This window comes from Bradyrhizobium sp. Bra64, assembly GCF_024519875.1.
GTDB lineage: Bacteria > Pseudomonadota > Alphaproteobacteria > Rhizobiales > Xanthobacteraceae > Bradyrhizobium > Bradyrhizobium japonicum_G.
Map to the genome: position 1 here is coordinate 246515 of NZ_JALJRD010000003.1, position 21871 is coordinate 268385.

Sequence of the window (21871 nt, forward strand, 5' to 3'; positions counted from 1 at the left end):
GCGCTGCACCGCGTCCGGGACACGAGAGTATGCCTGGCCGGAGCCTACGACGATGCCAGCTTCGGCCGGCCGTAGATCACATCCGCCCGCTTCTCGAATGCGGTCGAGAAGCGCGCGAACGCGGCGTCGAACATCGAGCCCATCAGCAGCGCCAGCATGCGGCTCTTGAACTCGTAGGACAGGAAAAAGCCGACGTCGCAGACGCCACTGCCCTCCTCCTGGCCTTTGGGCTCGAACGTCCAGCGGTTTTCCAGATTGCTGAAGGGACCTTGCAGATATTCGACCAGGATTTTCAGATTGGCGCGGTCGAGCGTCACGCGGCTGGTGAAGGATTCCTTGACCAGCTTGAACGACACCGTCATGTCCGCGACCAGCACCTCGGTGCCGTCGGGCTTTGCCATGCGCTGGCGCACCTTCAACGCGCTGCACAGCGGCACGAATTCCGGATAGCGCTCGACGTCGGCGACCAGATCAAACATCTCGGACGCGCTGTGATTGACACGGCGCTTGCTCGAAAATTTGGGCATGGCGGTTCAGCGGGCGCTAGCTGCCCGCGCGGCCTTCAGTCTCGCAAAGTCCTCGCCGGCATGATGCGACGAGCGGGTGAGCGGGCTCGCCGACACCATCAGGAAGCCCTTGGTATAAGCGACCTTTTCATACGACGAGAACTCGTCCGGCGGCACGTAGCGCATCACGGCGTGATGCTTGCGGGTCGGCTGGAGATATTGCCCGATGGTCAGGAAATCGACGTCGGCGGAGCGCAGATCGTCCATCACCTGCTGCACCTCGTGGCGCTCTTCCCCGAGGCCGACCATGATGCCGGACTTGGTGAAGATGGTGGGATCGAGCTCCTTGACCCGTTGCAGAAGCCGGATCGAATGGAAATAGCGCGCGCCCGGTCGCACCGTGAGATAGCGCGACGGCACGGTCTCGAGATTGTGGTTGAATACGTCGGGCTTCGCAGCGACGACGATTTCGAGCGCGCCCTCCTTGCGCAGGAAGTCGGGCGTCAGAATCTCGATCGTGGTCGAGGAGCATGCGGCCCGTATCGCGCGAATGGTCTGGGCAAAATGCTCGGCGCCGCCATCGGCGAGATCGTCGCGGTCGACCGAGGTGATGACGACGTGCGCCAGCCCGAGCTTGGCCACGGCCTCGGCGACATTCTGCGGCTCGGCTGCGTCCAGCGCGTTTGGCATGCCGGTCTTGACGTTGCAGAAGGCGCAGGCGCGGGTGCAGGTGTCGCCCATGATCATGAAGGTCGCGTGCTTCTTGTCCCAGCACTCGCCGATATTCGGGCAGCCCGCTTCCTCGCACACCGTGTGCAGACCGTTGGCGCGCACGATGTTGCGGGTGTCGGCATAACCGCGGGTGTTGGGCGCGCGCACACGGATCCAGTCCGGCTTCGGCGGCGAAGCGGAGTCGGGCCGGTTCACCTTTTCAGGGTGGCGCGGGCGCAACGGGTTCGAGATGGTATCGACAATAACGACCATGGGATGTCCGGTCTGATCAGGTCCTACCTAGTCGGTCTGGCGGCCTGCCGCAACCCGGCTCGCCCCGCTTCAGGGAACATGGCAGATATGGGCAATATCCTGCTCTGTTCTCAGGCGATTCTCATCTCGAATGGCTCCAGTCTCGAAAGCCTCCAGACCGCGGCTCGGCAAAGTCCTGAAGCGCAGCTTTTTTGCCCGCAGCGTCCACGAAGTTGCGCCCGATTTGATCGGAGCGACCATGCTGGTCGGCGGCGTCGGCGGGATCATCGTCGAGGTCGAGGCCTATCATCATACCGAGCCGGCGGCGCACTCCTACAACGGACCGACGCCGCGGAACCAGGTGATGTTCGGCCCGCCCGGCTTTGCCTATGTCTACCGCTCCTACGGCATCCATTGGTGCGTGAACTTCGTCTGCGAGGAGATCGGCTCTGCGAGCGCCGTCCTGATCCGCGCGCTGGAGCCGACGCATGGGATCGCTGCGATGCGCCGCCGCCGACATCTCCAGGAGGTGCACGCGCTGTGCTCGGGTCCGGGCAAGCTGACCGAAGCGCTCGGCATCACCATCGCGCACAACGCCCTGCCGCTGGACCGGCCGCCGATCGCGCTTTATGCGCGGACGGAGGACGTCGAAGTCGCGGCGGGCATCCGGATCGGCATCACCAAGGCGATCGAGTTGCCCTGGCGCTATGGCGTCAGGGGCTCGAAATTCCTTAGCAAGCCGTTCCCGAAATAAGCTCAGGACGCCTGCTTGAGCCGTTCCAGCGCCTCGAGCAGCTTGGCCTTGCGGGCGAGCGCGGCCTCACGCTTTTCGCGCTCCTCCTCGACGACCTCCTCGGCCGCGTTGGCGACGAATTTCTCGTTCGCCAGTTTGGACTCGGCGCGCTTGATGTCGGCGTCGGCCTTGCCGATCTCCTTGTCGAGGCGCGTGCGCTCGGCGACGACGTCAATCACGCCCTTCAGCGGCAGCGCGGCCACCTCGCCGCGCACCAGCAGCTGGACTGCGCCATCGGGCGCACGGTCGGCGAAGGAGATGCCGGAGAGCCGGGCCATGCGCTTGATGACGTCGCTCCAGCGCGGCGCGCGCTCCCTGGTCCCGGCCGAAGCGCCCGCGAGCACCAGCGCCGTTAGCGTTGCCGGCGGGATGTTCATCTCGGCGCGCACCGAGCGGATCTGCGTGACGAGGTCGATCACCCAGCCGATCTCGGCCTCGGCCGCGGGATCGGTGAAATCGGCATGGTCGAAGATCGGAAGCACCCAGGCCGGCGAGACGAGCGCGTCGGCCGGTCCGGTCGTCGCAGCGAGCATCGCAAGCTGCTCCGGCGTCGGTGCTGCCGGCTTCAGCGGCCATTGCGCCAACGCGAGCAGACCGTCGCGTTTGGCCGTCACCTCCCAAAGCTCCTCGGTGATGAAGGGCATGAAGGGATGCAGCAGCTTCAGGATCTCGTCGCGCGCCCAGGCGACCATGGCGCGGGTCTCGGCCTTGGCAGGGCTGTCCGGACCGAGCAGCACCGGCTTGGCGAGCTCGACATACCAGTCGCAATAGACGTTCCAGACGAAGCGGTAGATGCTGCCTGCGGCATCGTTGAAGCGATAGGCCTCGATCGCCTCGGTCACCTCGCGCGTGGTGTGCGCGCTCTCATGCGCGATCCAGCGGTTCAGCGTCTCCTTCACCTTCGCCGGCTCGAACCCCTCGGGCACGGCGCAATGGTTCATCTCGGCGAAGCGCGACGCATTCCAGAGCTTCGTCGCGAAATTGCGATAGCCCTCGACCCGGCTGGTCGCGAGCTTGATGTCGCGGCCCTGCGCCGCCATCGCGGCCAGCGTGAAGCGCAGCGCGTCCGCGCCATATTCGTCGATCAGGTTGAGCGGATCGATCACGTTGCCTTTCGACTTCGACATCTTGGCGCCCTTCTCGTCGCGGACGAGGGCGTGGATGTAGATCGTCGAGAACGGCACCTCCTTCATGAAGTGCAGGCCCATCATCATCATGCGGGCGACCCAGAAGAAGATGATGTCGAAGCCGGTCACCAGCGCATTGGTCGGGTAGTAACGCTGCACTTCGGGCGCCTCTTCAGGCCAGCCGAGCGTAGAGAACGGCCACAGCGCCGAGGAGAACCAGGTGTCGAGCACGTCCTCGTCGCGCGTGATGAAGCCCTCGCGCTTGTTGCGGTCGAGCGCCATCTCGCGCCCCTGCTCCGCCGTGATGACCTCCTGCTCGACGTAATAGCCGAGCGCGTGGCTGACGGCCTCCTCCTCGGTCTCGGCGACGAACACCTTGCCGTCAGGGCCGTACCAGGCGGGGATCTGGTGGCCCCACCAGAGCTGACGCGAGATGCACCAGGGCTGGATGTTCTCCATCCACTCGAAGTAGGTTTTTTCCCAGTTCTTCGGCACGAAGGCGGTTTCGCCCGATCGCACCGCCGCGATCGCGGGCTTGGCCAGCGTCTTGGCGTCGACGTACCACTGATCGGTCAAATACGGCTCGATCACCGTGCCCGACCGGTCGCCATGCGGTACCATGTGGGTGTGCGGCTCGATCCGCTCGATGAAACCGAACGAGTCCAGCCGCTCCACGATGCGCTTGCGCGCGGCGAAGCGGTCTAGCTTGTTGAATTCCTCGGCGAACTGCGCGGCGCCTTCGGGCAGGTCGCGCAGATAATCCTCGTTGTCGACGAGATCGAGACAACCTTCCCGGTCGATCACGCTGATGCGGCCCAGGCCGTGGCGATTGCCGACCTCGAAATCGTTGAAGTCGTGCGCCGGCGTGATCTTGACCGCGCCCGAGCCCTTTTCCGGATCGGAATAGTCGTCTGCGACGATCGCAATCTTGCGGCCGACCAGCGGCAGGATCACGTTTTTGCCGACCAGCTTCAGATAGCGCTCATCCTCCGGATGCACGGCAACGCCGGTATCGCCGAGCATGGTCTCGGGGCGCGTCGTGGCGACGACGATGAAGCTCGTGGGATCCTCGGGGCTGAAAGTCTTGCCCTCGATCGGATAGCGCAGATACCAGAGGCTGCCCTTGACCTCGGTCTGCTGCACTTCGAGATCGGAGATCGCGGTCAAGAGCTTGGTGTCCCAATTCACCAGCCGCTTGTCCTTGTAGATCAGGCCGTCGCGGTGCAGCTCGACGAACACCTTGATGACGGCCTTTGACAGGCCCTCGTCCATGGTGAAGCGCTCGCGTGACCAGTCACAGGAGGCGCCGAGGCGCTTGAGCTGGTTGATGATGGTGTCGCCGCTCTCGGCCTTCCACTGCCAGACCCGTTCCAGGAATTTCTCGCGGCCCATCTCGCGGCGGCCGGGCTGCTGGCGCTCCATCAGCTGCCGCTCGACCACCATCTGGGTAGCGATGCCGGCATGGTCGGTGCCGGGCTGCCACAGCACATCGCGGCCGCGCATGCGCTCGAAGCGGCACAGGATGTCCTGGAGCGTGTTGTTGAGGGCGTGCCCCATGTGCAGCGAGCCCGTCACGTTCGGCGGCGGGATGACGATGGTAAAGGGCACTGCGTCGCGGCGGTCGGGGCGGCCGGCCTTGAAGGCAAGGCTGTCCTCCCACACGACGGACATGCGGGCTTCGATATCGGCGGGCTGGTAATTTTTCTCGATCATGGGGGCTAGAAAGCCGCGCGCGGGGGGCAAGTCAACGAAAAGGTCAACGGAAAGCCAGGCGGGAACAGGGCTTTCCGGCCGGTCGGGAGGCCGAATATGACGCGCAAGCGGGGCTTTATGAGGGCTCGACGGCCCGGTCTACCTGCCGCCGCGCGAGACCCGCTCGATTTCGGCCTTGACGATGCGCTCTACGAGGCCCGGCAGGTTGTCGTCGAGCCAGGATTTCAACATCGGACGCAGCATCTCCTTGACCAGATCCTCCAGCGTGCGCGCATTGCTGCTGAGCACCGTGTGGGCCAGGGAATTGAAGGCGGATTCGACCGCCGAGACCGTCGACTGCGCCAGGATCGGCTGCTGGGGCGGCACCGGCGGCGCATCGAAGTCCACGGCTGTGTAGGACGGCGACGGCGGCGGACGCGGCGGCGGCGATTCGGCGAATTCGAGATCGTCGCGCGGCTCGACCTTGCGGAAGCTCGGCGGCGGCGGAGGTGGCGTCGGGTCCATCGCCATTTCGTCGGTCAATTCGAGCACGTCGGGCTCGGGCTCAGGTTCGGGCTCCGGCTCGGGGGTACGGACCTCGGGCGCGGGCGTGGCCGCGTCGAGCCCCGCCAGCAGCGCGTCGATATCGTCCTGATTGTTGGACGCATCCGCCGCAGGTGCGGGTGGCGGCGGTGGTGACGGCTTGGCGGCCGGAGGCGGTGCGGGCTTCTCGGCAGCCGGTTTGGCCGGTGCGACCTTGGACGGCGGAATATCGTTCATCGCCTGCGGCTTCGGCGGCGCGGCGGGGGCTGCGGCCTTCTCCGGCTTCGCGACCTCGGCCGGCGGCGGCTTGGCCTCATCGTCGGCAATGATGCGCCGGATCGAGGCCAGAATCTCCTCCATTGAGGGTTCTGTGACCTTTGCAGGCTGCGTCATCTCCGACTCCACATCATCAACGCCCTCGCATGCGTTGTTTTACACCAAGCACGACAGGATTGGCCGGTTCCGGATCGGTGGCCCGACATTTTCGTCGTGGCAGCCCGACTTGTCCCCAGATGACGGCTCAACGTGCAGCGGTGCGCCCCTGCCCTCGGCACTCAAGCTTTACGCACACGGCATCGGATGCAGGGCGAATCGACCTGCACCTTCTTGGCAAGGCTATGTCAGGGATTTTGACGATTGCAAGCAAAGCGCCGGTCGGCATCGGCTGTTCGCGAGGCCGACCGGATGACTACGGGACTTTAGCGCCCGTCAGGAATGCGCACGCCGGCCCAGCTGTCGCGGACCTGCTGGTAGTGCACGCTGGGATCGTAGACAGTGGTCGCAAGACCCAGCACCTGCGGCGCCAGGCGACCGACCGCGTTGAGCACCGAATAGGACGCCACCACGCGGTCATGCTGGGCGGTGACGAGCGCGACGCGCGCGTTGACCAGGGCCTGTTGCGCGTTGAGCACGTCGAGCGTGGTGCGCTGGCCGGCCTTGGCTTCTTCGCGGACGCCGTTCAGCGCGATCTCGGAGGCCGTGACCTGCGCCTGCGCGGACTGCACCTGCGCCTTGCCGGCTTCCAGCTGGCCCCAGGTCTGCACGACGTTGGCGCGGGCCTGATCGCGGGTGGTTTCAAGGTTCAGTCGCTGCTGCGCCAGGTTCTCTTTCGACTGGCGGATGAGCGCATATTCGGCACCGCCCTGATAGATCGGCACGGAGGCTGTCGCGATAGCTGAAGCGGTCGTCGTTCGGAAGACCGTCAGGGTCTGCTGGTATGACTGGGTGATGCCAGCCTGGAGAGAGACCGTCGGCAGCAGCGCGCCTTCGTTGATCTTGACCTGGAGATAGTTGACGTCGATGCCGAACATCGAAGCCGTAACGCTGGGATTCTCCACCAGGCCGAGATTTACCGCGGAGGCGAGCGTCGAGGGCAGGAAGCGATCGACCGGCGAGCCCGGAGCGAGGTTCGTCGGCTCGTTCCCGATGATCCGGCGGAAGTTCGCGCGCGTCGTCGTGAGATTTGATTCTGCCGTCAGCGCCTGGGTCCTGCCGGCAGCCAGCTGCGCTTCGGATTGCGCGACGTCTGTACGCGTCACCTCGCCGACGTTGAAGCGATCGCGCGTTTGCTTGAGCGTCTGTTCGAGCACGCGCACGTTGCTGCGCTGAACTTCGAGAGTTGCCGAGTCGCGCAGGTAGTCCATATAGGTCGTGGCAGCCTGCAGCAGGACCGTCTGCTCAAGCACGCGCAACGCCTCGCGGGACCCCGAGACCTGGCTCTCCGCCGCGCGCGTCCGGTTGGCAGTCTGATTGCCGTTATAAAGTGTCTGGTTGATGGTCAGGCTGGCGCTGTTGGGCTGAAGGGGATCGGAGCTGTGGATCGGCAGGCCCTTCTGCGTCTGTTGGATATCCTGATATTGAGACCCGCTGCTGAGGGTCATGTTGACCTTTGGGCGATAGCCCGACAAGGCCTGCGGCACGTTTTCGTCCGTCGAGCGCACCTGGGCACGCTGCGCGTTGAGCTGCGGATTGTTCTGATAGGCGCGCACCAATGCGGCCTCGATCGTGTCCGCCAAGGCAGGCGCGGGCCCAGCCAGCGCCGTGAGCAGGACCGAAACCGCAGCTCCGGTGAAGAGCTTCACCCCATGCATCCGTGAAATTCCGTTCATTCTAACGCCAGGTTCGTGCCCGCGAGCCTGGTTACCGTATCCGAGTGGAGTCGTTGCCCCGTCGCAACATAGGACGCGGTCAAGCGCGACGGAACTACCTGAGGGTGGTTCTCGGTCGAAACTCTTTACGTGCAGCATCCCGGCCACACTTCTGATTCAGAACGGGATTTTAACGGGCCAAAGCGCCGCAAAGGGCCGTCAGAAGACGAAGGCGGCGGCGCGTTCCAGCCCGGGAAGGACCGGGGCTGCGGCATCGAACAACGCCCGATGGCCGAATTCACCGTGGGTATGGGTCACGATCATGGCCCGCGGCGGCCTTGATTCGGCAGACACCCCCACCAGCCGCCCGCCTTCCTTGAGCTGGCCAAGCAGCCCTCCCGGCGTCACCTCGGTGGCACCGTTGAGGACGATCACGTCATACGGAGCGGCAGAGGGATCGCCGTCGGTGCAGGCTGCGGCCTTGCAGGTGACATTGGCGAGCCCGAGACCAGCGAAGGCGTCCCTGGCCTTCGCGGCCAAAGCCGAATCACATTCCGTCGCGGTGACCTGGCGCGCGATCTTTGCAGCCAGCGCGGCGAGGTAGCCCGTGGCGCAGCCGACCACCAGCACGTTGTCGCCCTCGCCGATCTCGGCAGCCTGAAGCAGCTTGCCGGTCAGTTGCGGCTTGATCAGGAAGCGCTTGGCGCCGCTTTCGCTCACGTCGAGATCGAGGTCGAGATAGGCCAATGCCTGCCTGCTGGCCGGCACGAAGGCCTCGCGTGGAACCGAGAGCATGGCGTCGAGAACACGACGGTCGGTGACGTCATTGGTACGCACCTGGCCATCGACCATTTTGAGGCGCGCGGTCGAGAAACCGGACATTAGCGAACCCTGCAAGGCGGACAATGCCGCGGACCAAAGTTGGCGGCATCTTTGGAACATGCCCGGCGAAAACGCAACATGGCCGTTGGCCCCGAGGATCGTGCCTTCCGCTTCTCTCCAGGTCGAGGGCGAGATGCTTATTCGATCGTGACCGCGAGGCGGCCGATCAGTGCGGCGACTTCATCCAGCCGAGCCGAATCGTGGGTCTCGACCGCGCGCGCAAGACAGGCGAGGCATTCATCGTCGCTGAGCTCGGGGACGTCTGCCGGCTGAACGAGGGGGCCATTTGGGAACGGTCGGCCTTGATGTCTGGCATGGGGAATCAGCTCCGTAAAAATCCGCCGCTTGCGAAGCTCGATTTGAATTGAGTCGATTTGGCGCCGCGCTGGCGGCGCGAGGGCGCCCGCGCGCACACTTCTGCTTGAACGCGATTCTGTACGGCATGCGGGCCGCCGGACCTGAGGGATTAGCGCAGGAGATCGCGCGTCACATCAGGACGCGACCGCAAACCACTGAAAATGCGATTGAATTTGGCTCCCCGGGCTGGATTCGAACCAGCGACCATCCGATTAACAGTCGGATGCTCTACCGCTGAGCTACCGAGGAAAAGGGCGAACCCGTCGTTCGCGCGCGGCTGCGTATAACAAAGCCGCTTGCGCTTGCAAAGGACCAATTCGCCATCTTGCACATTGCGTCGAGAAAGGGCCTCAAGGTCCCTCCTCCGACGACGTCAGGCCAGGTTACTCGGCTACGAACGAAGTGGTCTTGGTGCCGGGGTCGTAGCGCAGCCGCAGCGCGGTGAACTTGCAGAGGTTGACGTTCTTCCACAGCACGGTCTCGTCATAGTTCTGCCAGTCGACGCGGAGGTTCCAGACGCAGCCCTCGTCGTCCTCATCGAACTCGACATAGGTGCTCGCCTGGTTCTGCAAAACCTTCTCGAGCTCATTGTCCCATTCGTCCAGGCCATCGTCCGGCGCGTTGAAGCCAAGGAATTTGATGGCGTAGCCGGTCTCGTTGATGACGGAGACGTTGCGGGCATCGGCTGCGAACGACGGCGCGGTAGCCATCGACAGAGCGAGGGCAAACAATCCCGACAGAAAATACTTCATGTGAGAATTCCCCGATCGAAACGGGCTTTCGGCGCCTGACGTCGATCGGCGCAGGCGCCGCGGCAACAAAATGGCGTTGCCTCACGAGATTCATCCGGAGCCCGTTCTTATCGATTCGAATTCTCCGCAGCAATGAACCGGCATTCATAGGTCGGCGGTGCCTGGCTTCTCCGTTGCAGGCGCCGGCACCGCTGCACCATTGCTCTTCCCCGTCACGGCGCCGACCAGCGCCTGCACGGGATCATCGCCCGGCGCAAAGCCGCTCTGGCGCAGGATCTCGTCGATCATCGGACGCAGCGCGTGCACCTTGAGGAGCTCGCCGGCGAGCCCTTCGCCGAAACCGACATTGCCGCCGGTGCCGCTACCATTGCCGCCGAACGCACCGCCGGTGTGCAGGATCCGGACGTCCTTGAGGTTACCGATCGGCCTGACCATCTCGGCCAGCGCCGAGGGCATCGTCTCGATCCGCCTCTTGGCAAGCTCGAAGTCGATGACATTGGCGCCGAGCTTGTTCTGCGCCTCGTTCTTGAGCGTGATGATGGCGGCCTCGGCCTCACCGATATTCCTGACGCCGACCGCCTTGATCTTGTTGGACTCGGCTTCGGCGGTGGCCAGCGTCTTGGTGGCCTCGGCGCGGTCCAGCGCCGCCTTCTTCTCGGCTTCGGCCGCCACGATCACCTCAGTCGACTTGCGCTCGGCCTCGGTGCGCGCGGCGAGCACCTGGGTGAGACGCGCGCGGTCGGCGACCTCGACGGCCCGCGCGGTCACGACCTTTTCCTCCGCGGAGACGGCGATCGCCTCGGCCGTCTTGGCTTCGGCGACGGCCTCCGAGGTCTGCTTGCTCTTGGAAGCGATCTGGATCTCGTTCTCCTGGGTGGCGATCTGGATCTCGCGCTGCGCGTCGGTCTTGCGCTTGTTGATCGCCAGATCCGACTCGATGACGGCGGTTTCCTTGACCTGCTTGGCGCCTGCCTCCTTCTCGGCCACGGCGCGGTCGGTATCGATGCGGGCATTCTCCTCGGTCAAACGGGCGGTTTGCGTCGCCGTCGCGACTTCCGCGCGGGTGCTCGCGGTCTTGTTGGCGATGTCGCGCTCCTGGGAGAGCTCGGCCTCTTTCTTGGTGCGCTCGATGGTGAGGGTCTGCTGGCGCGCCTCGAGGTCCTTTTGTGCGATCGCCACCTCGTTGTCGCGCACGATCGAGTTGCGGTCGCGCCGGCGCGTCTCGGTGACGGTTTTCAGCTGGGTCAGACCTTCGGCGTCGAAGAAGTTCTCCGGATTGAAGAACTTCACATCGGTCTGGTCGAGCTTGGTCAGCGACACCGATTCAAGCTCGAGCCCGTTGGATTTTACGTCCGACTCCACGGTCGCCTGCACGTGCTTGACGAAATCGCTGCGCTTTTCCTGCAGTTCCAGAATGCTCATGGTGGCCGCCACTGAACGCAGGCCGTCGACGAATTTTGCCTCGACCTGGTTACGCAGCGCTTCGGCATCATTCGTCAGCGCGCCCAGCGTCTGGCTCGCGAGCGCAATGCTCTCATCGTCGGGGCGGACGCGCACGTAGAACTCGGCGACGATGTCTACGCGCAGGCGATCCTTGGTGATCAGGGATTCCCGTTCCTTGCGCTCGACGGTCAGCCGCAGCGTCTTCAGATTGACGCTGGCGTAGGAGTGGAAGATCGGCAGGATCATGGCGCCGCCGTCGAGCACGACTTTCTTGCCGCCGAGGCCGGTGCGCACGAACGCCTCGTCACGCGTGGCGCGCTTGTAGAGAATGGTGAAGACGATCCCGAGGACGACGATCAGCGCGACGCCGATCACGGCCGGGACTGCGATGTCGAACATGACTTTCTCCAATAAATGACTTGCTAGCTGCTTAGAGTAGGTTTGGACGGTTTGAGTTCATCCTCGGCCTTCACCGCCACGAAGCGGGTGCCGGCGCGATCGACCAGGAGAACCATGGTTCCCTGCGGCAGAGGCGATGACGCCGGCGCGGCGACCGCCCAGACGAAATGGCGGTTGCCGTGGACGTCGGCGACGCTGACGCGGCCGGGCGGCCCCTGATCCAGCGGGCCGATGACGACCTCACCAACGCGGCCGACGAGATCGCCGAGGCCGACCGCGTAGCTTTCATCCTTGGGAATGACCCGCGCGATGGTCCTGCTCGCTGCGCGGACCAGCGGAACCGAGACGACCACCGCTCCGACCGAGGCCAGCGTCACCGGCAAGGGCCCCGCCACCATCCGCGCGATGTCCTGGATCAGGAAGCCGGTGATGGAGAAGACGCCGAGCAGCAGCAGCAGAAAGATCAGCAGCGGCACGCCGCCGACATTGATCCAGGAAATGGCGTTGATGACGCCATTGTCGCTGGGGTGACCGAAATCGATGTTGGTGCCGAGGATCTCGCTCAAGGAGGCCCCGACAAGCATCGAGACCACCTCGATCGAGCCGACGATGAGGATCATGGCCGCCGCGATCGCGAACGGCCTGACCTCCGGCGACATGACGTGTTCGAGCAGAGCGCTCATGACACAGTACTCAGGAGCGCGACTTCAACCGCGCCAGCCTCGCTGCAATCTCCTTGTCGCGATGCAACGTGCTGAGCTCGTCGATGTCGCTTGAGAACGGGATGGCCGCGGGAACGCCGGTGGCCCGGGCCACTGCCCTGCCCGCACGCAGCGCTTTCGCCGCTGCAGAAGCTCCGCCGGGCTTCCGTGGTGACGTGGAATCCTGCTGGCTCGCGGCCGCCTCGCTCTTTGCAAGATCGGCGCGGCGCTGCTCGGCATCCTGGAGCGCCGACAGCACGGCACGCAGCGATGTGATGCTACTCTCGATCTTCTCGTTGTTCTCGTCGATGGCGCGGGAGAGCACCTCGAACTGCGCCTCCAGATCCATCTGTCGCGCGATGCCGGCACGCGCGAGATCGTCGCGACTGTCAGCGATCGCGCCCTCGATCTTGGGAGCAAGATCGGTCATCTCGCGCTCGATCTCGGTGCGGCGGGCGTTGAGGCGGTACTCCTCGGCGCGGGCTGCGGCGAGCGCATCGCGCGCCTCGCTTTCGGCGCGCTCGATCTCGCGGATGGCCTGTCCGACCACCCCAAGCTTGTTCTTGCCTTCCGCCTGCTCGATCGCGTCATAGGCGATCCCGGCGATCAGGCGCCCGACCCGGGACAGGAAGTTGTCGGGGGCGGCAGCAATGGTATCCATGGCATTCTCCTCCTCTGGCAGGCTGTTCGGCGTGACGCCGTAGTGAACCTCGAAACCGTCGTCGGTGCGGATGAGGTGCGCGGGCACGCTCTGCCCCCAGCCTTCGGCGTAGCCGACATAGTCGAACGGCACGCTGAAGCGCCCCTGCACGGTCGCAATCGAAATGGTGGCGGGACCCTTGATCTTGGCCAGCTTGTCGTCGAGCGGCAGCCGGCGGCCCCCCGCTGCGCGATAATCGGCGCGGTCGCGCAGACCCAGCGTCACCAGCCGTGAGGGCAGCGCGGTCTGTTTGCGGATCGGGTCATAGGCATGGGCGTGAAGCAGCACGACGTTGGAGCCCACATTGTGGTTCCGCGCGACCTCATCCAGGATCTCCATCATGCGGTCATAAGCCCTGAACGTCGCCTCCAGCGCGGCCTTGGTGGCCGGGTCAGGGGCAAGCCTGTAACGCAGCGCGGAGGGCGCGTTTCGGGGCGATGGGCTCATGAAAAGCACTAAAGCACCATTTTGGTGCTTTAGGAAGGGACGACCTGATCACGTTCCACTGATCCTGATGCACTCGTGGATTAGTCGCGGCGCCCGGCGCCGCCGTTCAACGCGCTCCATCACCTCTTAGATCACCGCCGATCAAGACTTCTTGCACGCGCGGGTTGCAATTTGAGGTAAATGTGCGGCCGATCGCACGACACTGAATTGCGAGGCACCGCTCTCTCCACGTCATTGCAAGGAGCTCTTGCGACGAAGCAATCGAGAGTCTTTCCTTGGAGGGATTCTGGATTGCTTCACCGCGCTCGCAATGACTGCGTTTGACGCAACAGCTTTCTCCGTCAACTCGCATCTCAACTCGCAGATACGGCTTCGCGTCCTCGCGGCGTGTCTCGCCCGAGCTTTGCTTCATGGCTTCGCCCCCAGGATGTCAGAGGGCGCAGGGAAGGCCGGGTGCCGGCTGGCACCCACGGTCCACTGTGCGAAGGTTGCGCTACAAGATTCTGCACAGCGGCATACAGGTGAAGCCCAACACACGGCCTTCCCTGCGCAGCGGTTTGACGGCTTATGCCGTGCTCTCCCCGGGGAGCGATGCACTATTGCCCCCGTCGCCTTGCGGATCGCTGATGCGCGCGCCCGGTTGGGCCGCTGCATCACCGCAGGACTTGACGCACAGACCACGGGCGTCAGGACGACACGGTTTTGCCGTACGCGAACCGCACCGGTCGTTGCGCGCCGCTGTCGCTCACGGTTTTGCCGCCCTGCGATGCCCTTCGCGCCGGTGCTGCCAGCGTCCGCCACAACCCATCCCGCGTTTCGTGACGATCGCGATACGCCCCTCTGACTGGGGATGAGGTGGCGCAGGAATACGCCAAAGCCGAATTTCGGTAAAGTGGAATATTTTTGCGGGCCGGCATCGACCTATCGATGGCGTGTTTTGCCCGTCGGGCAACGCAAGGGCTTGTTATTTCGATCGCGACGAAATCTCACTTGCCGAGGATTTCCGCCGCAGCACGGTCCAGAATTCCGGCAATGCGGCGCGCCTCGGCGGAATCGCAGCCCTGCTTGGCGCGCAGGGCGCGCTTGAGGCCATGGCGGGCCTGGTGCAATTCGTCCGAGGCACCGCCATCGAGATCGCCGACGCCGGCAAAGGCCTCGCGCACCTCGTCCATCCGGCGGCCGATCCGCGACAGCGCCTGAAGGATCGTGTCCGCAGTCGAACGGTGCTCGGCGAGATGAGCCTCGCCCTGGGGCGTGATGCTGTAGAGCTTGCGGCCGCCATCCTGCTCGACGCGCGCATGGCCCACCTCTTCGAGATAGGTCAGCGCCGGATAGATCACCCCCGGACTCGGCGTATAGAAGCCGTCGGACCGCTCCTCGATGATCTTGATCAGCTCATAGCCGTGCGCCGGGTTTTCGGCGAGCAGCGCCAGGATCACGAGCTGAAGGTCCTGCGACGACAGCCGCCGCGCACCCGGAAAATCGTCGCCGCCGCGCCCGAAGAAGCCATGGCCGCCGCGACCGAAGCGATGCCGTCCGCCGTGTCTGCCCATGGCGAAATGGGCGAAATGCCCGAAATGGAAGTCCTTGTGGTCTCGTCCGCGGTGCATTTCGTAAGTCCTTATGTAAAACATATCTTACGATATAATTTGCGATGATGCCGCCGCAACCCACAAACCTGTGATCGGACACCATGGCGCTGTTCCCGCAGGGAGTGATGCCGCCGGGCGTCAGGTCACTCGGCGGCTTCGCTGAGGGGAACCCCCTGCTTCGAGCTGGAGTATGTCGGTGACACGGTTGAAAACACCGCACGGCGCGCCAGGTCTTGATCGAAACTGGCGACGTGGCATGTCATTCCCTGGTTGGCGGCCGCATGTGCCATGCCGGCCTGCCGATGTCCCAACTCTCGCTTGCGATCGCATGACGCCCAAGGCTTTCGAAACCCGCTGTCTGCGCCTGCCATCCGTCACCAAGGTGGTGCAATGGGAAGGCACCTCCGTGTTCAAGGTCGGCGGCAAGATGTTCGCGCTCGGCGGCGGCTTTGCCGCAAGCTCCGGCGGCTACATGTTCAAGGTCTCGAACATGGCCTATGCCATGCTGATCGAGCACGGTCTGGCGCGGCCTGCGCCGTATCTTGCGCGCGCCAAATGGGTGCAGCTCGTGAGCAACAACGCGCTGTCAGACGCCGAGCTCACGGCCTATCTCGCGCAGGCCCACGCGCTGATCGTGGCGAGGCTGACGCGCAAATCGCGCAAGGCGCTGGGACTCGGCTGAGCGCGAGCGTCGGTACGCTTCAAGACCCGGCCTATCGAGGCTTGGTGTTGCGCAGCAGATTGTCGCGCAATCTGCTGACCGTCTTCTGCACGGCTGGAAATTCGTCGCCGAGCCCGGTCGCCTCGATCACAGCCCCCCCGAGATCCTGCTCGATCAGCTTGCGCCCTGCAGGCGTCAGGCTCACCAGCACCTGCCGCTCGTCGTCAGGATCGCGGCGACGGCGGATGTAGCCCATCTGCTCGAGCTTCTTGAGGATGGGCGTCAGCGTGTTGGATTCCAGGAACAGCTTCTCGCCGAGCGCGCTGACCGTCTGCTCGTCCTCGTCCGACAGCGCCACCATGGCGATGTACTGGGTGTAGGTCAGACCGACCTTGTCCAAGAGCGGCTTGTAGGCGCGGCCGAAGGCGAGATTGGCCGAGTACACGGCGAAGCACAGGAAGTTCGACAGTTTCCGGCCTTTGCCGGCAGCTTTGGCGGGACGGGACACGGGAACCTCCGCAATTCGTGATCCGGCACATGATATAAATCGCATCCGATTAAATCGGAAGAGCTTGACCAGCGGGGCCAAGGAGTTTATTTCAACGCGCATCCGATTAAATCGGATACGATCTAAATACAACCCGAAAGGATCCGCCATGACCACCGCTGCAAAGCTTCTCTTCACCGGCAAGACCCACGTCACCTCCGGCGCCGACGGCGCCGCGCACGCGAGCGACGGCACTCTCGACATCAAGCTGGCCCAGCCACATCCCGCTGCCGAAAACCTGTTCGCCGCCGCCTGGTCGGCCTGCTACCTCGGCGCACTCGGCCTTGCCGCCGCCCAGCGCAAGGTCAAGCTGCCGAGCGAGCCGTCGGTCGACACCACGATCGACCTGAACAACGCCGGCGGCGCATTCTTCCTGCGTGCCCGCCTCGACGTCAGCGTCCCGGGCGTCGATCGCGCCGTCGCGCAAGAGCTGATCGAAGCCGCGCACGGCATCTGCCCCTATTCCAAGGCGGTGCACCGTAACATCGAGGTGACCACCACCCTTGCTTGAAACGCCACGACGCGGGCCGGCCGAAGATCGGCCGGGCCCGCGCGGCGCAATCAATTCCGTGAACTTCGGGAGCCGACCATGGGCTATCGTCTTTTGCCGGCCGTGCGTATTCTCGCCAGCGCCGCCGTGCTCGCCGTCAATCTTCTCACCCTGCCCACGGCCGCGCAGCCGGCCGGCGTCACGCGTACCGACCTCCAGCGCCACGATCTCAGCGCGCCCGGGAGCGAGGCCGTGCAGGTGCGCGTCGACCTCGCCCCCGGGGTTGCGTTCGGCCGGCACACCCATCCGGGCGAAGAGATCATCTACGTGCTCGCGGGCGCGATCGAATACGACGTCGAAGGCAAGCCGCCGGTGACGCTGAAGGCCGGCGACGTGCTGTTCATCCCGGCCGGAACGGTGCATGCGGCCAGGAACGTCGGCCAGGACACCGCGAGCGAGCTTGCGACCTACATCGTCGAGAAGGACAAGCCGCTGCTGACGCTGAAGTGAACAACACCCCAATTGACTGAAGACGATATCTGACTAAAGTCAGATATATGCTTGATCCTGTCTCCCGTGTTCGCCGCTTCAACCGTGCCGTGACGTCTGCCGTCGGCGCGCTCGATACCTCGTTCCTCGGGCGTGGCCGTCCGCTCGGGGCGGCGCGCGTGCTCAATGCGATCGGGCACGGGCGTTCGGACGTGGCCGATATCCGCGACTATCTCGGTCTCGATTCCGGTCTGATGAGCCGCCTGCTGCGCTCTCTCGAGGATGAAGGCCTGATCGAGACGACGGCACATGACGACGACGCCCGTCGCCGCGTCGCAAGGCTGACACGCGCCGGCCGGCGCGAGTTCAACGCCTATGAGGCATTGTCGAACGCGCAGGCCGAGGGCTTTGTCGCGCAGCATTCGCAGCGCGAGGCGCTGCTGGCGGCGATGGACATGATCGCCTCCGCGCTGACGCGCGAGCGCGTCACGCTGGACGAGATGGATCCGGGGTGCGAAGCGGCCCGCTATTGCCTCGGCGAGTATTATGCGGAGCTCGGCCGCCGCTTCAAGCAGGGCTTTGACGTCTCGCTGTCGCGCGACCCTGATGCCAAGGACATGCGCCGGCCGCGCGGCACCTTCGTCGTCGCGATGTCGGACACGCTGCCGATCGGCTGCGTCGGGCTGAAGGGCACCGATCACGGCTATGCCGAGATCAAGCGTCTCTGGGTCGCTCCCGCCGCGCGCGGATTGCGGCTCGGCCGGCGCCTGATGGACGCGGCCGAGAATGCTGCGCGCCAGCTCGGCATCAAGCTGTTGCGGCTCGACACCAACAGCGCGCTTACCGAAGCCGGCCAGCTCTACCGCACCACGGGCTGGAGCGAAATTCCTCGCTTCAACGACGACCCCTACCCGGACCTGTTCTTCGAAAAACGGTTGTGAAGGCGCAGCGACTCCCGGCCTGCCGCGTCAGCAGCGCCACGCCGCAGGAGCGTCGCCGTGACCAGATCCGACCTCGCTGACATCTTCCGCGACTGCATCGGCTGTCTGAACCGGCAGGACTGGCCGGCACTCGGTCGTCGAAAAGGCCGCGATCGAGGCGCAACTCTAACGCTGCGCCTCGACGAGACCCCTCACGCCGCCGCCGGCGCCACCTCCGCTTGCGGCTTCGCGAACGGCCTGAAATTCACCGCCATCAGGAAAGCGCCGAGGCCCATCGCCCAAGAGGCGATGTAGAGCCAGGCGTAGCTGGAGAAGGCGTCGTAGATCAGGCCGCCGGCGAGCGGACCGGTGGCCATGCCGAGGCTTCCGGCCATCGCGGTGCCGCCGATCACCGTACCCATCATCCTGAGCGGAAAGTTTTCACGCACCAGCACCGCGTAGAGCGGCATGGTGCCGGCATAGATGAAGCCGAAGACGGCGCCGACCGCGTAGAACGTCGCGAGCTGGTGCGCGAACACATAACCGAGCGCGCCGAACGCCTGCAACAGGAGCCCGGAGACCAGCACGCGCTTGGCACCGAAGCGGTCACCCATCAGGCCGAAGGCGATGCGCCCGCCCATGCCGGCAAAACCCTCGATGCTGTAGATCGTGACCGCGGCGATCAGCGGGATGCCACAGCTCACGGCATAGCTGACGGTGTGGATGATCGGGCCCGAATGGGTGGCGCAGCAGAAGAAATTGGTGGCCAGCAAGATCATGAATTGCGGCGAGCCCAGCGCCTCCGCCATCGACATTTCGGTCTGCGGCGCGCCCTCGCCCGCAGGCGCGGCCACGGCGTGCTCGAGCGCGGGCGGGCGTCGCACCAGGAACGACACCGGGATCATGATGGCGCCGACCACCAGCGCCACGATCTGCATCGAGGTGCGCCAGTCATGACCGGAGACGAGCCAGGCCGCGAGCGGCGCCATCGTCATCGGCGCCATGCCCATGCCGGCCGAGACCAGCGACACGGCGAGGCCGCGATGGGTGTCGAACCAGCCGGTGACCGTCGCCATCATCGGCGCGAAGATCGCCGCGCAGGAGGCGCCGACCAGGAGGCCGAAGACGAACTGGAACGCGAGCAGCGAGGTCGCATGGCTGGCCGCGAACAGGCTGAGGGACAGGACCGTCGATCCCGTCAGCACCACCGGCAGCGGCCCGAACCGGTCGGTCAGCGTGCCCCAGGCCATGCTGGTGAACGCCATCGCCAGAAAGCCGATCGTCATCGCGCTGGAGATGCCGGTCACCGACCAGCCGGTGTCCGTCGCGATCGGCTGCAGGAACACCGGCAGCGAAAACATGCCGCCGATCGCGACGCAGCCGAGCAAGCCGCCGGCGGCGACGATCACCCAGCGATAGTTGGCACGTAACATTTTGGTCTCCCCGTCAGGTCTGTCTGGGTGGAAGACGAATGGGAACGGCGGGGGCCGACACGGCAACGGTACTTTATTTCGCGCGCGGTCGCGACCGTCGACAGCGCATTGTTCCCACGACTGCTCCTCTGGAGCGCCCGGCTTTCGCCCAATAACTTCAAACGAAAGACTTCAGGGGAAGCCCACATGCCGAAAATCGACCTTGCTGCCGTACCCGCCCGCAAGGGCTCCGGCTATCCCGCGCCCTTCGATGCACCTTGCGCCGATCGGGTCCGGCAGCGGCTTGGCAAGGCCGGAGGCTTGTCCGATTTCGGCGTCAATTTGATGCGCCTGCCGCCGGGCAACTGGTCGAGCCAGCGGCACTGGCATTCGCATGAGGTCGAGTTCGTCTATGTTCTCGAGGGCGAAGTGACGCTGATCGAGGACGAATGCGAGACGGTGCTCCGCGCCGGCGACTGCGCCGCCTTCGCGAAGGGCAGCGGCAACGGCCACCACATGATCAACCGCTCGCATGCGGTTGCCCTCTATCTCGAGGTCGGCTCGCGCTCGGCCGACGATCTCACCACCTGCTCCGACATCGACATGAAGAGCGCCAATTCCGACGGCCGGTTCGTGCACAAGGACGGCACGCCCTACCCGGACGCGTGAGCCGCCGTGGTGAGGTTTCACGTGGCAGGGTTTCACGTGGCAGTGCTTCATATCGCTGCGTTACGCCGCCACTTGCCGACCGTGAGCCAGATCGCCGAGACCCCGAAGTAGAGCGCACCGACGCCGGCATATCCCGCAACATTCGCGATCGACGGAACCGTGGGCAGCGTGGCCTGAAAGATGAAGAAGCCGCCTGCCAGCGCTGATTGGCCACCGCTGAGCACCATGGCCCATTGCGCGCCAAAACTCCTCCAGCGGCGGATGGCCGTCGCCAACTGGAGCAGTCCGGACAGGATCGCCCATGCCCCGAAGATTCCGAGCACCCAGTTCATGCCCGCCTGAGTAGTATTGCTTCAGCCATCGCTCGCGATCGGCACGAACCAGATCCAACTGATAGTGCACCACTGCATTCTCTCCTTTACCTACTAGTTGGTAGTTTTTGCGCGCAGCCGTCTTCGTCCCCGGGCTTGCCCGCGCGCTCATGTTATCGTTTCGCGGATGTCTCTCAGTGCCTGGCGGACAGCCGATCCAGCAGCGGCCCGGTGATCACACCGAACATTTTTGGATCGCCATAGGCACGAGCCGACAGCATTGCGCCGTGAACGGTCGCCATGAATCCCTCTGCCTCGACCCGGGCCGTGCCGGAGAGCTGAAGCCGCCCCTTCCGCTTGCCGCGCTCCATCACCAAATTCAGCCACGAGGCGAGCGTGCGAAAATGAGCCCGAACTTCAAGCGCCACTTCCTCGGGCAGGATCGGAAGCTCGCTGGCCAGCAGCGCGCATACGCAGAACGGAGCCGTCGCGTCCGTGATGCACGCCTCCCAATACCCGACATAGTTTTTGAGCTGCTCGCGCGGATCAGGGATATTGCGCTCGAGCGTGGACAGCCCCGCCTGCGCTTCCTCGCGGTAGCGCGACACGAGGGTGCGGACCAGGTCGACCTTGCTGGCGAAATGGTGATGGATGCTCGGTTTGCGGATGCCGACCACTTCAGCCACGTCGGCGTAGCTGAAGCCGTTGTAGCCGCCCGCGATGATCAGTGTGCGCGCGCAGGCCAGAATATCGTCGGCGGTCGAGGTGGCGTTGCTCATGTCGGATTGACTACCTTCCAGTTGGTAGAGCGTCAAGAATGGGATGCTTCAACCATCCGTGAGTGGTAGGAGCCTCTCATGACCATTCGCCCGATCGTGCGCTATCCCGACCGCCGGCTCGCGATGCCGGCCCGCCCCGTCACCGCATTCGACGATGCCTTGCGCGAGCTTGCAAACGACCTGATCGAGACGATGCGCGCCGCACCCGGCATCGGCATCACGGCGCCGCATGTCGGTGTGCCCCTGCGCGTCGTCGTGCTCGAGCTCGACGACAAGGAGGGTGCGCAGACCTACGTCAATCCGGAGATCGCGTGGGCCTCGCCCGAGTTGATCATGCACCGCGAAGGCAGCGTCTCGATGCCCGGCGTCAACGACGAGGTGCAGCGCCACGCGCGGGTGCGGATCAGCTATCGGGATCTCGACGGCAAGGTGCAAAGCGAGGAGTCGGACGGCCTGCGCGCGGTCTGCCACCAGCACGAGATCGACCAGCTCGACGGGATGTTCTGGATCCAGCGGTTGTCGCGGCTGAGGCGGGAGCGGCTGGTGAAGCGGTTCGAGAAGATGTCGCGGGGGAGCTAGATTCCATTCAATCTACGGAGAACCAAAAAC

At 64.7% G+C, this 21871-nt stretch carries 21 protein-coding genes, 1 tRNA gene and 1 pseudogene; 7 read left to right on the forward strand and 16 right to left on the reverse strand.

Translation table 11 applies throughout. The annotated features are described in order from the left end of the window. Positions 1-44: 44 nt before the first annotated feature. Positions 45-527, reverse strand: a complete 483-nt coding sequence (locus tag NR187_RS13540) for a type II toxin-antitoxin system RatA family toxin (protein WP_211387322.1) — start codon at positions 525-527, stop codon at positions 45-47. Positions 528-533: 6 nt separating this feature from the next. Continuing rightward, positions 534-1490: a lipoyl synthase gene (lipA, locus tag NR187_RS13545; RefSeq protein WP_211387323.1), complete on the reverse strand. Its 957-nt coding sequence runs from the start codon at positions 1488-1490 to the stop codon at positions 534-536. Positions 1491-1620: 130 nt separating this feature from the next. Here lipA and NR187_RS13550 point away from each other — a divergent pair, with 130 nt between their 5' ends. Beyond that, positions 1621-2223, forward strand: a complete 603-nt coding sequence (locus NR187_RS13550; RefSeq protein WP_211387324.1) for a DNA-3-methyladenine glycosylase — start codon at positions 1621-1623, stop codon at positions 2221-2223. A 2-nt stretch (positions 2224-2225) separates the two neighbouring features. Here NR187_RS13550 and NR187_RS13555 read toward each other — a convergent pair whose 3' ends face one another. The 10 genes from NR187_RS13555 to NR187_RS13600 all read right to left on the reverse strand — a co-directional run bounded on the left by NR187_RS13555 (position 2226) and on the right by NR187_RS13600 (position 15002). Continuing rightward, the gene (locus NR187_RS13555) at positions 2226-5102 is read right to left on the reverse strand and encodes a valine--tRNA ligase (RefSeq protein WP_256806714.1); all 2877 of its coding nucleotides are present in this window, start codon (positions 5100-5102) and stop codon (positions 2226-2228) included. Positions 5103-5240: 138 nt separating this feature from the next. Continuing rightward, positions 5241-6017 carry a PopZ family protein gene (locus NR187_RS13560; protein ID WP_211387326.1) on the reverse strand — a complete coding sequence of 259 codons (777 nt, stop codon included), beginning with the start codon at positions 6015-6017 and terminating at the stop codon, positions 5241-5243. Between the two features lie 305 nt (positions 6018-6322). Next, entirely contained in the window at positions 6323-7714 is a 1392-nt protein-coding gene (locus NR187_RS13565) for a TolC family outer membrane protein (protein ID WP_211387333.1), read from the reverse strand. Positions 7715-7930: 216 nt separating this feature from the next. Continuing rightward, positions 7931-8593 carry a protein-L-isoaspartate O-methyltransferase gene (locus NR187_RS13570; RefSeq protein WP_256806716.1) on the reverse strand — a complete coding sequence of 221 codons (663 nt, stop codon included), beginning with the start codon at positions 8591-8593 and terminating at the stop codon, positions 7931-7933. A 531-nt stretch (positions 8594-9124) separates the two neighbouring features. After that, positions 9125-9199, reverse strand: a tRNA-Asn gene (locus NR187_RS13575). 134 nt (positions 9200-9333) lie between these two features. Then, on the reverse strand, positions 9334-9702 hold the full coding sequence (locus tag NR187_RS13580; RefSeq protein ID WP_211387329.1) for a hypothetical protein: 369 nt from the start codon (positions 9700-9702) through the stop codon (positions 9334-9336). 144 nt (positions 9703-9846) lie between these two features. After that, the gene (locus NR187_RS13585; RefSeq protein WP_256806718.1) at positions 9847-11544 is read right to left on the reverse strand and encodes a flotillin family protein; all 1698 of its coding nucleotides are present in this window, start codon (positions 11542-11544) and stop codon (positions 9847-9849) included. 23 nt (positions 11545-11567) lie between these two features. After that, the gene (locus tag NR187_RS13590; protein ID WP_256806719.1) at positions 11568-12227 is read right to left on the reverse strand and encodes an OB-fold-containig protein; all 660 of its coding nucleotides are present in this window, start codon (positions 12225-12227) and stop codon (positions 11568-11570) included. Positions 12228-12237: 10 nt separating this feature from the next. After that, on the reverse strand, positions 12238-13401 hold the full coding sequence (locus tag NR187_RS13595; RefSeq protein WP_256806721.1) for a PspA/IM30 family protein: 1164 nt from the start codon (positions 13399-13401) through the stop codon (positions 12238-12240). A gap of 977 nt (positions 13402-14378) precedes the next feature. Next, on the reverse strand, positions 14379-15002 hold the full coding sequence (locus NR187_RS13600; protein ID WP_256806723.1) for a PadR family transcriptional regulator: 624 nt from the start codon (positions 15000-15002) through the stop codon (positions 14379-14381). A gap of 310 nt (positions 15003-15312) precedes the next feature. Here NR187_RS13600 and NR187_RS13605 point away from each other — a divergent pair, with 310 nt between their 5' ends. After that, positions 15313-15666, forward strand: a complete 354-nt coding sequence (locus tag NR187_RS13605) for an MmcQ/YjbR family DNA-binding protein (RefSeq protein ID WP_211383506.1) — start codon at positions 15313-15315, stop codon at positions 15664-15666. Between the two features lie 31 nt (positions 15667-15697). Here NR187_RS13605 and NR187_RS13610 read toward each other — a convergent pair whose 3' ends face one another. Beyond that, positions 15698-16198, reverse strand: a complete 501-nt coding sequence (locus NR187_RS13610; protein WP_306235450.1) for a MarR family winged helix-turn-helix transcriptional regulator — start codon at positions 16196-16198, stop codon at positions 15698-15700. A 103-nt stretch (positions 16199-16301) separates the two neighbouring features. Here NR187_RS13610 and NR187_RS13615 point away from each other — a divergent pair, with 103 nt between their 5' ends. The 3 genes from NR187_RS13615 (at position 16302) to NR187_RS13625 (ending at position 18112) form a co-directional block, all read left to right on the forward strand. Then, positions 16302-16703 (forward strand): Ohr family peroxiredoxin, encoded by a 402-nt coding sequence (locus tag NR187_RS13615; RefSeq protein WP_211383504.1) that lies wholly within the window; start codon positions 16302-16304, stop codon positions 16701-16703. 78 nt (positions 16704-16781) lie between these two features. After that, positions 16782-17192, forward strand: a complete 411-nt coding sequence (locus NR187_RS13620; RefSeq protein ID WP_211383503.1) for a cupin domain-containing protein — start codon at positions 16782-16784, stop codon at positions 17190-17192. A gap of 47 nt (positions 17193-17239) precedes the next feature. Beyond that, positions 17240-18112 (forward strand): helix-turn-helix domain-containing GNAT family N-acetyltransferase, encoded by an 873-nt coding sequence (locus tag NR187_RS13625; protein WP_211383502.1) that lies wholly within the window; start codon positions 17240-17242, stop codon positions 18110-18112. A 191-nt stretch (positions 18113-18303) separates the two neighbouring features. Here the strand turns inward: NR187_RS13625 and NR187_RS13630 are convergent, their stop codons facing one another. Then, positions 18304-19524, reverse strand: coding sequence for an MFS transporter (locus NR187_RS13630; RefSeq protein ID WP_256806728.1), 1221 nt, complete (start codon positions 19522-19524; stop codon positions 18304-18306). A 186-nt stretch (positions 19525-19710) separates the two neighbouring features. Here NR187_RS13630 and NR187_RS13635 point away from each other — a divergent pair, with 186 nt between their 5' ends. Next, positions 19711-20172, forward strand: coding sequence for a cupin domain-containing protein (locus tag NR187_RS13635; protein ID WP_256806730.1), 462 nt, complete (start codon positions 19711-19713; stop codon positions 20170-20172). Positions 20173-20219: 47 nt separating this feature from the next. Here the strand turns inward: NR187_RS13635 and NR187_RS13640 are convergent. Both NR187_RS13640 and NR187_RS13645 read right to left on the reverse strand, forming a co-directional pair. Continuing rightward, positions 20220-20513 (reverse strand): annotated as a pseudogene (locus tag NR187_RS13640) (DUF308 domain-containing protein); the annotation flags it as partial. A 164-nt stretch (positions 20514-20677) separates the two neighbouring features. Further along, positions 20678-21262 carry a TetR/AcrR family transcriptional regulator gene (locus tag NR187_RS13645; protein ID WP_256806920.1) on the reverse strand — a complete coding sequence of 195 codons (585 nt, stop codon included), beginning with the start codon at positions 21260-21262 and terminating at the stop codon, positions 20678-20680. 78 nt (positions 21263-21340) lie between these two features. On the opposite strand from NR187_RS13645, the gene NR187_RS13650 reads away from it, so the two are divergent. After that, positions 21341-21841, forward strand: a complete 501-nt coding sequence (locus NR187_RS13650) for a peptide deformylase (RefSeq protein ID WP_256806734.1) — start codon at positions 21341-21343, stop codon at positions 21839-21841. Positions 21842-21871: the final 30 nt, after the last annotated feature.

Coding starts and splice junctions, on each gene's coding strand:
- NR187_RS13620 (WP_211383503.1), top strand. CDS start 16,782: ATGGGCTATCGTCTTTTGCCGGCCGTGCGTATTCTCGCCAGCGCCGCC.
- NR187_RS13630 (WP_256806728.1), bottom strand. CDS start 19,524: ATGTTACGTGCCAACTATCGCTGGGTGATCGTCGCCGCCGGCGGCTTG.
- NR187_RS13650 (WP_256806734.1), top strand. CDS start 21,341: ATGACCATTCGCCCGATCGTGCGCTATCCCGACCGCCGGCTCGCGATG.
- NR187_RS13560 (WP_211387326.1), bottom strand. CDS start 6,017: ATGACGCAGCCTGCAAAGGTCACAGAACCCTCAATGGAGGAGATTCTG.
- NR187_RS13585 (WP_256806718.1), bottom strand. CDS start 11,544: ATGTTCGACATCGCAGTCCCGGCCGTGATCGGCGTCGCGCTGATCGTC.
- NR187_RS13635 (WP_256806730.1), top strand. CDS start 19,711: ATGCCGAAAATCGACCTTGCTGCCGTACCCGCCCGCAAGGGCTCCGGC.
- NR187_RS13605 (WP_211383506.1), top strand. CDS start 15,313: ATGACGCCCAAGGCTTTCGAAACCCGCTGTCTGCGCCTGCCATCCGTC.
- NR187_RS13580 (WP_211387329.1), bottom strand. CDS start 9,702: ATGAAGTATTTTCTGTCGGGATTGTTTGCCCTCGCTCTGTCGATGGCT.
- NR187_RS13540 (WP_211387322.1), bottom strand. CDS start 527: ATGCCCAAATTTTCGAGCAAGCGCCGTGTCAATCACAGCGCGTCCGAG.
- NR187_RS13610 (WP_306235450.1), bottom strand. CDS start 16,198: ATGCGATTTATATCATGTGCCGGATCACGAATTGCGGAGGTTCCCGTG.
- NR187_RS13565 (WP_211387333.1), bottom strand. CDS start 7,714: ATGCATGGGGTGAAGCTCTTCACCGGAGCTGCGGTTTCGGTCCTGCTC.
- NR187_RS13550 (WP_211387324.1), top strand. CDS start 1,621: ATGGCTCCAGTCTCGAAAGCCTCCAGACCGCGGCTCGGCAAAGTCCTG.
- lipA (WP_211387323.1), bottom strand. CDS start 1,490: ATGGTCGTTATTGTCGATACCATCTCGAACCCGTTGCGCCCGCGCCAC.
- NR187_RS13555 (WP_256806714.1), bottom strand. CDS start 5,102: ATGATCGAGAAAAATTACCAGCCCGCCGATATCGAAGCCCGCATGTCC.
- NR187_RS13645 (WP_256806920.1), bottom strand. CDS start 21,262: ATGAGCAACGCCACCTCGACCGCCGACGATATTCTGGCCTGCGCGCGC.
- NR187_RS13590 (WP_256806719.1), bottom strand. CDS start 12,227: ATGAGCGCTCTGCTCGAACACGTCATGTCGCCGGAGGTCAGGCCGTTC.
- NR187_RS13600 (WP_256806723.1), bottom strand. CDS start 15,002: ATGCACCGCGGACGAGACCACAAGGACTTCCATTTCGGGCATTTCGCC.
- NR187_RS13570 (WP_256806716.1), bottom strand. CDS start 8,593: ATGTCCGGTTTCTCGACCGCGCGCCTCAAAATGGTCGATGGCCAGGTG.
- NR187_RS13625 (WP_211383502.1), top strand. CDS start 17,240: ATGCTTGATCCTGTCTCCCGTGTTCGCCGCTTCAACCGTGCCGTGACG.
- NR187_RS13615 (WP_211383504.1), top strand. CDS start 16,302: ATGACCACCGCTGCAAAGCTTCTCTTCACCGGCAAGACCCACGTCACC.